The 10,331-nt window shown below is 67.1% G+C and carries 8 protein-coding genes and 1 pseudogene; 7 read left to right on the top strand and 2 right to left on the bottom strand.

The window, feature by feature from the left end; translation table 11 throughout:
- A pseudogene (locus BCL67_RS01535) lies at positions 1-100 on the top strand (IS481 family transposase); the annotation flags it as partial.
- Here BCL67_RS01535 and BCL67_RS01530 read toward each other — a convergent pair.
- Complete coding sequence (locus tag BCL67_RS01530; protein WP_106121696.1) at positions 97-1,197, bottom strand: NAD(P)-dependent alcohol dehydrogenase; 1,101 nt, start codon at positions 1,195-1,197, stop codon at positions 97-99. The pseudogene BCL67_RS01535 and the gene BCL67_RS01530 overlap by 4 nt on opposite strands.
- Positions 1,198-1,555: 358 nt before the next feature.
- Here BCL67_RS01530 and BCL67_RS01525 point away from each other — a divergent pair, with 358 nt between their 5' ends.
- The 4 genes from BCL67_RS01525 (at position 1,556) to BCL67_RS01510 (ending at position 5,648) form a co-directional block, all read left to right on the top strand.
- On the top strand, positions 1,556-2,980 hold the full coding sequence (locus tag BCL67_RS01525) for an aspartate aminotransferase family protein (RefSeq protein ID WP_106121695.1): 1,425 nt from the start codon (positions 1,556-1,558) through the stop codon (positions 2,978-2,980).
- Between the two features lie 156 nt (positions 2,981-3,136).
- Entirely contained in the window at positions 3,137-4,744 is a 1,608-nt protein-coding gene (locus BCL67_RS01520) for a peptide chain release factor 3 (RefSeq protein ID WP_106121694.1), read from the top strand.
- 54 nt (positions 4,745-4,798) lie between these two features.
- Positions 4,799-5,092 (top strand): hypothetical protein, encoded by a 294-nt coding sequence (locus tag BCL67_RS01515; protein WP_106121693.1) that lies wholly within the window; start codon positions 4,799-4,801, stop codon positions 5,090-5,092.
- 10 nt (positions 5,093-5,102) lie between these two features.
- Positions 5,103-5,648 carry a hypothetical protein gene (locus BCL67_RS01510; RefSeq protein WP_106121692.1) on the top strand — a complete coding sequence of 182 codons (546 nt, stop codon included), beginning with the start codon at positions 5,103-5,105 and terminating at the stop codon, positions 5,646-5,648.
- 37 nt (positions 5,649-5,685) lie between these two features.
- On the opposite strand, the gene tgt is transcribed toward BCL67_RS01510, so the two are convergent.
- Entirely contained in the window at positions 5,686-6,966 is a 1,281-nt protein-coding gene (gene tgt, locus BCL67_RS01505) for a tRNA guanosine(34) transglycosylase Tgt (RefSeq protein WP_219886343.1), read from the bottom strand.
- Positions 6,967-7,094: 128 nt separating this feature from the next.
- Here tgt and BCL67_RS01500 point away from each other — a divergent pair, with 128 nt between their 5' ends.
- Both BCL67_RS01500 and BCL67_RS15150 read left to right on the top strand, forming a co-directional pair.
- Positions 7,095-8,177: a YeiH family protein gene (locus tag BCL67_RS01500; RefSeq protein ID WP_219886336.1), complete on the top strand. Its 1,083-nt coding sequence runs from the start codon at positions 7,095-7,097 to the stop codon at positions 8,175-8,177.
- 37 nt (positions 8,178-8,214) lie between these two features.
- The gene (locus BCL67_RS15150) at positions 8,215-10,320 is read left to right on the top strand and encodes an intein-containing Rv2578c family radical SAM protein (protein WP_146131056.1); all 2,106 of its coding nucleotides are present in this window, start codon (positions 8,215-8,217) and stop codon (positions 10,318-10,320) included.
- The last annotated feature ends 11 nt before the right edge of the window (positions 10,321-10,331 follow it).

Raw genomic sequence — 10,331 nt, 5'->3', positions numbered from 1 at the left:
TCACTATAACTATCATCGTCCGCATACTGCCTGTGGTGAGATGCCGCCGGCCTCACTGGTCCCGATCGGTGTCAATAACGTCACGCCCTCTTACACCTAGAACACCACGATCGGCTTCAGCGTGGTCCCGGCGGCCGAGTCGGCGAACGCCGTGTTGATCTCGGCGAACGGGTAGCTCTTGACGAGCTTGTCGAACGGGAACTTGCCCTCCTGGTAGAGCGCGATCAGACGCGGGATGAACTCCTTGGGCACCGCGTCGCCCTCGATCACCATGCTCACGGTGATGCCCGAGACCAACAAGGTGCCGATGTCGAAGGGCGCCTCGGTGCCCAATTTGGCGGCGCCGACAAGGGCGCCGTGGCCCTGCACGCCGAGCGACCTGGTCATCTGCGAGAACACCGGGGGCACACCCGTGGTGTCCAGGGCGTATTCGGCGCCGCCGCCGGTGATCTCCTTGACCGCCTCGACGGGATCGGTCTCCTTGGAGTTCACCGTGTGGGTGGCGCCGAGCTCCTTGGCGAACTCGAGCCGCTCGGCGATGATGTCGACCATGATGATCGTCGTCGCCCCGGCGGCCTTGGCGGCGAGCATCCCGGCCATCCCGACCGCCCCGGTTCCGAAGATCACGATCGAGGAGCCTGGCTTGGGGCGCAGCACGTTCAGCACAGCGCCGGCGCCGGTCATCAGGCCGCAGCCCAGCGGGCCGAGCAGCTCCAGCGGGGCGTCATCCTGCACCTTGACGACGCCTTGGGCCGGCACATTGGTGTGCTCGGCGAAGGAGGACTGGCCGAAGAAGTGTGAGCCCACCGACTCGCCGTCGGCGGTGCTGAAGGCGGTGGAGCCGTCCGGGCGCTGGGCGCCGAAGTTCCGGTCGTAGAAGGCCTCGCAGTACATCGGGTGTCCGGAGAGGCACTGCTTGCACTGGCTGCAGAACGACGGGCCCAGGACGACCTTGTCACCCACGGAGTACCCGGTCACCGCCGAGCCGATCTCCTCCACGATCCCGGCGCCCTCGTGGCCCAGGACCACAGGCTGCGGCACCGGGTACCACTGGTCACGGATGATCGCATCGGTGTGGCACACCCCGGAGGCGATCATCTTGATCCGCAGTTCATCCGGCCGTGGGGCATCGAGGGTCAGCTCGCGAAACTCCAGGTCTGTCTCGGGGGCGACGGCGACTGCTGCTTGGGTCTTCATGGGTGCTCCTTCGTCGAGGGATGTCAGAACGGTGACGAGTGGTCGAGAAGTTCTGTGACCTGCGGCATCGCGTGTCCCGGGGGACCGCAACGCATGTCTTTCACGCTACTCCCACGCTGATCGGCCCACCGATCGTGCGTGCCCAGAAGTCTGGTCCTTGGGGACTGCGCGGTCTCACGCACCTCTGCAGGCTGGAGGAAGTCTTGGTTCGGCGCAGAACACGCCCACGTCACGGAAAGGTGCTCTGTGTCACGCATGGCAAAGTGGAGAGCACCGGCTGGGGTGACGGGTCCGAGAGCGGCCTGCAGCCGGGCTCCCCACCGAGCGACGGACCAGGACTTCAGAGCAGGAGAACCCCATGACGGCCAAGACCACTGAGCCGATCGACCCCGCTGGCACGGGCACCGACGGCAGAGGCGCCCCCGGCGAGGCAGGCCCGAGCGCCGCCGCGATCGAGGCCGGGCGCCGGGCCTACGAGCTGGACCGCAGCCACGTGTTCCACTCCTGGAGCGCGCAGGAGTCGCTGACCCCGATGACCGTGATCGACGCCGAGGGCTCCTGGATCTGGGACGGCGAGGGAAACAAGCTGCTGGACCTGACCTCCCAGCTGGTCTTCACCAATGCTGGGCACAAGCACCCGAAGATCATCGAGGCGATCAAGGCCCAGGCCGAGAAGCTGTGCACCGTCGCGCCGCAGCACGCCAACGACGCCCGCTCCGAAGCGGCACGGCTGATCACAGAGCTGCTGCCCGATGACATCAACCACGTGTTCTTCACCAACGGCGGCGCCGACGCCAACGAGCACGCGGTGCGGATGGCTCGGCTGCACACCGGTCGGCGCAAGGTGTTCTCCGCCTACCGCTCCTACCACGGGGGCACCCACCTGGCGGTGAACCTGACCGGGGACCCGCGCCGGATCGCCTCCGACGACGACGCCGGCGTCGAGCACTTCCTGCCCGCCTACACCTACCGTTCGTACTTCAACGCCGCCGACGAGGCGCAGGAGGCCGAACGCGCGCTCAATCACCTGCGCGACCTGGTGATGCTCGAAGGCGCAGGGCAGACCGCGGCGATCATCCTGGAGGCCATCCCGGGGACCGCCGGCATCTACCTGCCCCCGCCGGGATACCTGCAGGGGGTGCGGGAGCTCTGCGATGAGCACGGCATCGTCTTGATCATCGATGAGGTGATGTCGGGCTTCGGGCGCGCCGGGAAGTGGTTCGCCCACCAGCATTACGGGATCGAGCCCGATATCGTGACCTTCGCCAAGGGGGTCAACTCCGGCTACGTGCCGATGGGCGGTGTGGCCATGGACGACGCGATCTACGCGACCTTTGCCGAGCGGGCCTACCCGGGAGGACTGACCTACTCCGGCCACCCGCTGGCCGCAGCCGCCGCCGTCGCCGCGATCAGCGCGATGCGCGAAGAGGGCATGGTGGAGAACGCGCTGACGCTCGGCGAGGAGGTGATCGGCCCGCGGCTCGCCGCGCTGAAGGACCGGCACCCCAGCGTCGGGGATGTGCGCGGCGTCGGAATGTTCTGGGCGATCGAACTGGTCAAGGACAAGGAGACCCGCGAGCCGCTGGCGTCCTATGGCCAGACCCCCGCGGTGATGAGTGAGCTGGTCGCCGAAGCCAGACGCCGGGGAGTGCTTCCGTTCATGAACATGAACCGGCTGCACATCTGTCCGCCGCTGAACACCACCGCTGAGGAGCTGATCTTCGGGATCGACGTGCTCGATGCGGTGCTCGACCTTGCCGACGAGTCCATCCGCGGCGGGTGAGCGCGTTTTACCCGCACTGATCGCCGCGAGACCATCGGCGCCCACGGCGCAGACCGATCTCCGGAGGGTCTCTTCCCGATCAGGGCTGTGACGGTGCCCTCACGGAGCCGTGAGAATTCATCTCTCTCCGCGCGGAAGCGTAGAGTCAGAGGCGTGATGGAAGCAGATACCAAGCAGATCTTAGAGGAGGCCTTGTCTCGCCGCACCGTCGCGGTGATCTCGCATCCCGATGCGGGCAAGTCCACGTTGAGTGAGGCGCTGCTGCTTCATTCCAACGCGATCACCGAGGCCGGCGCGGTCCATGGCAAAGCTGGACGCCGCGGCACCGTCTCGGACTGGATGGAGATGGAGAAGGCCCGCGGCATCTCGGTGAGCTCCGCGGTGCTGCAGTTCACCGTCGGTGACGCGATCGTGAACCTGGTGGACACCCCCGGGCACGCCGACTTCTCCGAAGACACCTTCCGGGTGCTCGCCGCCGTGGACGCGGTGATCATGCTCATCGACGCCGCCAAAGGCATGGAAGCCCAGACCATGAAGCTCTTCGAGGTCTGCAAGGCCCGCGGACTGCCGGTCATCACCGTGATCAACAAGTGGGACCGCCCCGGCCAGGCCGCGCTGGAGCTCGTCGATGAGATCCTCACCCGCACCGGAATGCGCTCGATGCCGCGCAACTGGCCGGTCGGAGACTCCGGGCACATGCTGGGCCTGCTGCACCCCGATGAGATGACCATGAACCGCTACACCCGCGCCCCCGGCGGCGCGAAGAAGGTCCTCTCCGAAAAGCTCTCCGGCGAGGTCGCCGAAGCCGAGTACCCCCTCGAGTTCGAGACCGCGGTGGAGGAGTCCTCGCTGCTGGAGATCGACGACCAGTTCTACGACCGCGAGGCCTTCCTCGCCCAGGAGGCCACCCCGCTGTTCTTCGCCTCCGCGGTGCAGAACATCGGCGTCGAAGAGCTGCTGCACTTCATCATGGCGGAGGGCCCGCCGCCACAGGCCCGCCCGGACGCCGAGGGCACCCCTCACGACCTGACCTCTGACTTCAGCGGCTACGTCTTCAAGGTGCAGACCGGCATGGACAAGGCCCACCGCGACCGGATCGCGTTCATGCGCATCTGCTCCGGGGTCTTCGAGCGCGGCATGGTGGCCACCCACGCGCAGTCGGCCAAGCCGTTCCCCACCAAGTACTCGCAGCAGGTCTTCGGCCGGGACCGCACCACCGTGGACACCGCCTGGCCCGGCGACGTCGTCGGTCTGGTCAATGCGTCCATGCTGCGCCCGGGCGACACGCTCTACGCCGGCCAGTCAGTCATGTTCCCCCCGTTCAAGCCGTTCGCCCCCGAGCACTTCCGGGTCGGCAAGACCGGGGACGCCTCCAAGCACAAGCAGTTCCGCAAGGGCATCGAGCAGCTGGACCGCGAAGGCGTCATCCAGGTCTTCTACTCCGAGCGCCGCGGCCAGCAGCGCCCGGTGCTCGGCGCCGTCGGACCGATGCAGTTCGAGGTCGTCTCCGCCCGCATGGAGTCCGACTTCGGCGCCTCGGTGTCCTTCGACGCGCTGGACTATTCGGTGGCCCGCGACATCGACGCCGCGGCCGCCGAGATCCTCAGCAGCCGCCAGGACTGCGAAGTCCTCTACCGCAACGACGGCACACCTGTGGCGTTGTTCAGAGACCCGTGGAGGTTGCGCACCGTCCAGCGCGACCATCCGAACCTGCTCCCGGATCCTCCGGGCAGCATCAACGCATCGGTCTCCGCACGGATGTGACCGATCGCCGAGGGCTGCGGGCACCCCATGCAGAACCCTCTTGGAAGGAACACCATGCACGCTGTCACACGAGTTGAAGTCGTCGAAGCTGTCAAGACCGCATTCACGATCACCGCACAACCGACCGTCCCGCGGGATCTCGTCGAGGCCGCCACGGCCTCAGGCGCCCGTCCCGCAGTGGTCACCGTGCTTGAAGGGCTCGACGATGACCTGCAGTTCCGCAAGCTCCGCGAGCTCTGGGAGTACTTCCCGCACATGCCGGTCAACACCGTCGACGCCGAGTCAGGCCCGGCGCCGGTCGGGGTCCGCCGCCGACCAGGGGCTGGCAGGGTGGAAGCAACCGCGTAGGCTCGAGCCCATGGTCAAGAGGCACAGCACCGCAGCCATCGAACGCACCACCCGGCGCCCCTGGGTGCAATGGGTCACCGCCCTCGACGACGCCGGAGCCGCTGCCCTGCCGCATCGGGAGATCGTAGGAATCGTCTATGACCACATGCCCCTCGACGTGGAGAACCGCGGATGGTGGGCCCAGAGCGTGGCGGTCGCCTACGAACAGCACCGTTCCCTGCGCCGGCCCGGGGAGTCCCGGGACGGGCAGTTCCAGGCCTCGGTCTCCAAGACCTATCCCGGGGACATGGACGCCGCGCTGCAGGCCTGGGTCGATCTGGTCTCCGGGCGCGACTCCTTCGACGGGGTCGCGCTCGACGGGGTTCCCGGGACCTCGGCCACCGAGCGGTGGCGCTACTGGCGCGCCGGGCTGGCCGATGGTTCCCGGGTGGCGGTCACCATCGCGCAGAAGTCCCAGGACAGATCCTCGATCGGGATCGGGCACACCAAGCTGCGCTCGCCCCAAGAGGTCGATCACTGGAAGGCGATCTGGCGCGAGCTGCTGAGCCAGCTCTGAGGCGTTGGGCGAGACCCGTTGGGCGAGACCTGGTGGACTACGGGGTGGCCCCGGCCTGGTATCGGCTCAGCGTCGCATCGCGGAACTCGTAGAAGCGTCCCTGCTCGATGCTGGCCCTGATGTCATCGACCATCTTGATCGTGTAGTGCTCGTTGTGGATCGTGCACAGCGTGTTGTAGAGCATCTCCTTGGCCTTGAAGAGGTGATGCAGGTAGGCCCTGGTGTAGTTCTGGCAGGTGTAGCAGGTGCACTCCTCGTCGATGGGGGAGAAGTCTCGCTTGAAGCGGGCCTGCGGGATGTTGAAGCGCCCATCGGGGTGGTAGACCCGTCCGGTGCGCGCCACCCGCGACGGGGAGACGCAGTCGAAGGTGTCGGCCCCGTTCTCGATCGCGGTGAAGAAGTCTTCGGGCTCGGAGATGCCCAAGAGGTGGCGAGGCTTGTTGTCCGGGAGCTCCTCGGCCATCCAGCCGACGATGGTCCCGAGGTTCTCCTTGTCCAGGGCGCCGCCGATGCCGAAGCCGTCGAAGCTCTGGCCCTCGATCTCCATGGAGCCGAGGTCCTTCGCGGCCTTGCGACGCAGGTCCTCGTACTGGGCTCCCTGCAGCACCCCGAACAGCGCCTGATAGGGCCGGTGGCTGCGTTCGGCGGTGAGGCCGCGGTGCGCCGAGAGGCAGCGCTCGGCCCAGAGCCGGGTGCGTTCCAGGGAGGTCTCCTGGTAGTCCCGAGTGTTGAACAGGGTGGTCAGCTCGTCGAACGCGAAGATGATGTCCGCGCCGATCTCGTGCTGGAGCTTCATCGAGATCTCCGGAGTGAACCGGTGGGTGGTGCCGTCGATATGAGACTTGAAGGTCACGCCGTCGTCGTCCACCAGCGCCAGCCGTACCTTCTTCGGGGCGACGGCGGTGTCGTCGGGGACCACGGAGGCGTCCATGGTGATGACTTTCTTGAACCCGGCGCCCAGGCTCATCACCTGGAATCCGCCGGAGTCGGTGAAGGTCGGCAGCGGCCAGTTCATGAACTTGCCCAGTCCACCGGCGGCGTCGATCACGTCGGTGCCGGGCTGCAGGTTCAGGTGATACGCGTTGGCCAGGGCGGCCTGCGCACCGACCTCGAGCATCTCCTCCGGGCGGACGGTCTTGATCGTGGCCTTGGTGGCCACCGGGATGAAGGCCGGTGTCTTGATGTCGCCATGCGGGGTGCGGATCGTGCCCGTGCGGCCCAGGGCGCCGTCGATCCGGGCCTCGACCTCGAAGCTGAAGGACTCCCGGTCCGCCTGGGGGTGCCGCCCGGCCTCCTGCGGCAGGGGGTTCTGCGGCACGGAGTTCTGGGAGGCGGAGCTCTGCGTGGACGCCTGCGTCGTGGAGTCGGGACGCGCGGCGGACGGGGTCTCGGTGTTCAGCTGATTCGGCACCCGCTCAGTCTAGGTCAGGGTCCTATGCTTATCCGGTGCCTTCCCTCTCCGCCCTGACTGCGACCGTGACCGCGAGACTGGCCCGCCTCTGGGGCCAGACCGCGGAGATCCTGCCCGGCGCGGCACTGGCACTGATCCTCGCGATCGCCGCACACCGGCTGATCGCGGAGCTGATCCCGGTGGTCTCCGGACTGCTGATCGCGGTCCTGGCCGGCATCGTGCTGCGCAGCCTCGGCTGGGTCCCGTTCTGGGGCGAGCGCGGTCTCGAGTGGGCCGCCAAGACGCTGCTCCGGGCGGGCATCGTGCTGCTCGGACTGCAGCTGGCCCTGGGGGACCTGCTCAGCCTGGGCTGGGAGATCCTCGTCGTCGTTGTGCTCACGGTGGGGGTGACCTTCTTCGGCATGCTCGCCCTGGGGCGAATGCTGGGCGCGCCGCGGGGGATGACCACGCTGCTTGCGACCGGCACCGCGATCTGCGGGGCCTCCGCGGTCGCCGCAGCCGCCGCAGCGATCGACCGAGGCGACGGCAGGGACGACGACGGCGCCCCGGTGCAGTCCTCGGCGGCGGCCGCGGTCGCCGTGGTCACCCTCTATGGCACTCTCGCGCTGCTGGTGCTTCCGCCGCTGGGGGTGCTGCTGGGCCTCGGCGAGGAGCAGATGGGTGTCTGGATCGGCGCCAGCGTCCATGAGGTGGGGCAGGTGGTGGCTGCCGGGGGAGTGGTGGGTGCGGTGGCGCTGGCCACCGCGACGCTGGTGAAGCTCGCGCGGGTGGTGCTGCTGGCACCGATGGTGGCGGGGATCAGCCTGGGTCGGCGACGGCGCCGCGCCGGATCTGCTGGGCAGCGGGAAGGCTCCAGGCCGCCGCTGATCCCGCTCTTCGTGCTCGGATTCCTGGCGATGATGACCCTGCGCTCGGTAACCGACCTGCCGGCGTCGACGCTTGATTTCGCTGCGGACGTGACGACCATGCTGCTGACGACCGCGATGGTCGGGGTCGGGGCCTCGGTGGATCTGCGCCGGCTGCTGCGTGAGGGCGGGCCGGCGCTGCTGCTCGGCGCCGGCGGCACGGTGCTGGCGGTGGGCACCGGACTCGGGTCGGTGCTGCTGCTGGTGGGCTGACCTCGACACCCATTCGAAAGTATGTTCGAATGGCTCCATGAGGTGGCAGGGACAGGCAGTGCAGGAGGGTGAGAGCGCGGCTCTCATCCCGCTCAAGGGGCTCATGCGCTCGGTGCGCACCCCGGAGTTCGAAGGCGTGACCTTCCATGAGGTGGCGGCGAAGACCGCGCTCAACAAGGTGCCGGGTCAGTCCAATATGCCGTTCTCCTGGACCGTGAACCCGACCCGCGGATGCCTGCACCAGTGTGTTTACTGCCTGAGTCCGGAAACGCTGATCCTGATGGCCGACGGTCGGCAGAAGCTCCTCCGTGACGTCAAGGTAGGTGACGCCGTCGTCGGCACCGAGCTCAACGGCAGGTATCGCCGGTTCGTTCGGGCAGAGGTCTTGGCCAGATGGGGAACCGAGAAGCCCGCTTTTCGAGTCACCCTCCGCGACGGCACCGAGATCGTGGCCAGCGGAGACCATCGGTTCCTGACCGAGCGCGGGTGGAAATACGTGGCCCGTCCAGAGGACGGGTCCCAGCGCCCGAGTCTGACGCAGAACAACGGGCTCATGGGATTCGGTCTGGGCATGCCTCCCGAGCAGTATGTAGAACCGGAGGACTCGGCGGAGTATCGACGTGGGTACCTCACGGGGATGATTCGTGGCGACGGCATGCTGATCGACAAAACATACGTGCGGGCATCCAACGGGAAGCCGTACCGTGTGACGATATTTCGTCTAGCGCTTATTGATGCTCCCGCCCTGATTCGCAGCAGAAATTTCCTCGCGCGAGTAGGGATCAAGACGGCCCTCAAACCCTTCATTACTGCGGGGCAGCAACGACCGATGCAGGCGATCTACACATCCACGCGGACGAACTACCGCGGTATCAAGCAGATCATCGATTGGCCCGAGGATCCTGGCTCAGACTGGCGACGGGGTTACCTTGCGGGCTTCTTCGATGCAGAAGGTTCCTACTCTCAGGGTGCGCTGCGCTTCTCGAATTCAGACCAAGAGATGCTTTCGCGCGGCCTTTCCGCTCTGCACTCTTTGGGGTTCGATGGAGTCATCGAACCTGCCAACGCTCGCGGTATCGCTGCGCTTCGTGTGCGCGGTGGAAGAACAGCTCACAGACGTTTCTTCCATATGGTCGGTCCTAGTATCGGCCGAAAACTCGCAATTCTAGGGAGCGCGGTGAAGACTTCGAGCGACTTGGGGATTGCGAGCGTCGAAGCGCTGGGGCGCACCGAGTCTCTGATCGACATCACCACCAGCACCGGTGACTTCATCGCCAACGGAGTGGTGAGCCACAATTGCTTCGCGCGGAAGACCCACGAGTATCTCGACCTCGATGCGGGCCGGGACTTCGACACGCAGATCATCGTGAAGACCAACGTGGCCGAGGTGCTTCGCGCGGAACTCAACCGGCCGTCCTGGAAGCGCGAGCACGTTGCGCTGGGAACCAACACCGACCCTTACCAGCGCGCCGAGGGTCGCTATCAGCTGATGCCCGGCATCATCCGGGCGCTCGCAGATTCGGGAACTCCGTTCTCCATCCTGACCAAGGGGCCGCTGCTCAAGCGCGACCTCCCACTGCTCCAGGAGGCTGCCAAACAGGTGCCGGTCTCGGTTGCGGTGTCCTTGGCGGTCATGGACCCGGAGCTACAGCAGAAGGTGGAGCCCGGAACGCCGGATCCGCGGGCCCGGCTGAACCTGATCCGCTCGATCACCGATGCCGGACTGGACTGTTCCGTGTTAGCCATGCCGATCCTGCCGTGGCTCACCGACGGCGACGCGCGCATCGACACCCTGCACGCCGCGCTGGCCGAGGCCGGTGCCAGCTACGTCACCACCGGCGCGCTGCACCTGCGCCCCGGAGCCCGGGAGTGGTTCATGGCGTGGCTGGCCCGTGAGTATCCCGCGCTGGTGGCGAAGTACCGCCGGATCTACGGCGGCGGCTCCTACGCGTCGAAGGAATACCGGCACTGGCTCGCCGACTCCGCACGCGCAGCCCGGCGTCGTCATGGCTTCGACAAGCCTGCCGACCTGATGTGGCGCGAACGCAACGACCCGGACTCGCCGGTGTCGAATCAGGCGGGGTCGAATCAGGTGGCGCTGACCACCGCGGCCGCGGCGCCGATGCAGCCGGCGCTCTTCTGACTCCCGCCATC

Origin of the sequence: Nesterenkonia sandarakina (assembly GCF_003003175.1) — a bacterium.
In the GTDB taxonomy this organism is placed as follows: domain Bacteria; phylum Actinomycetota; class Actinomycetes; order Actinomycetales; family Micrococcaceae; genus Nesterenkonia; species Nesterenkonia sandarakina_A.
Note: the sequence above shows the minus strand (reverse complement) of the source record. Positions and strands in the feature narration are given on the sequence as shown.

Bases quoted from the DNA above. Each gene is read 5' to 3' on its own strand.
- BCL67_RS01515 (WP_106121693.1), top strand. From the start codon at position 4,799: ATGCACGCTGTCACACGAGTTGAAGTCGTCGAAGCTGTCAAGACCGCA.
- BCL67_RS01530 (WP_106121696.1), bottom strand. From the start codon at position 1,197: ATGAAGACCCAAGCAGCAGTCGCCGTCGCCCCCGAGACAGACCTGGAG.
- BCL67_RS01525 (WP_106121695.1), top strand. From the start codon at position 1,556: ATGACGGCCAAGACCACTGAGCCGATCGACCCCGCTGGCACGGGCACC.
- BCL67_RS01510 (WP_106121692.1), top strand. From the start codon at position 5,103: ATGGTCAAGAGGCACAGCACCGCAGCCATCGAACGCACCACCCGGCGC.
- BCL67_RS01520 (WP_106121694.1), top strand. From the start codon at position 3,137: ATGGAAGCAGATACCAAGCAGATCTTAGAGGAGGCCTTGTCTCGCCGC.
- BCL67_RS15150 (WP_146131056.1), top strand. From the start codon at position 8,215: ATGAGGTGGCAGGGACAGGCAGTGCAGGAGGGTGAGAGCGCGGCTCTC.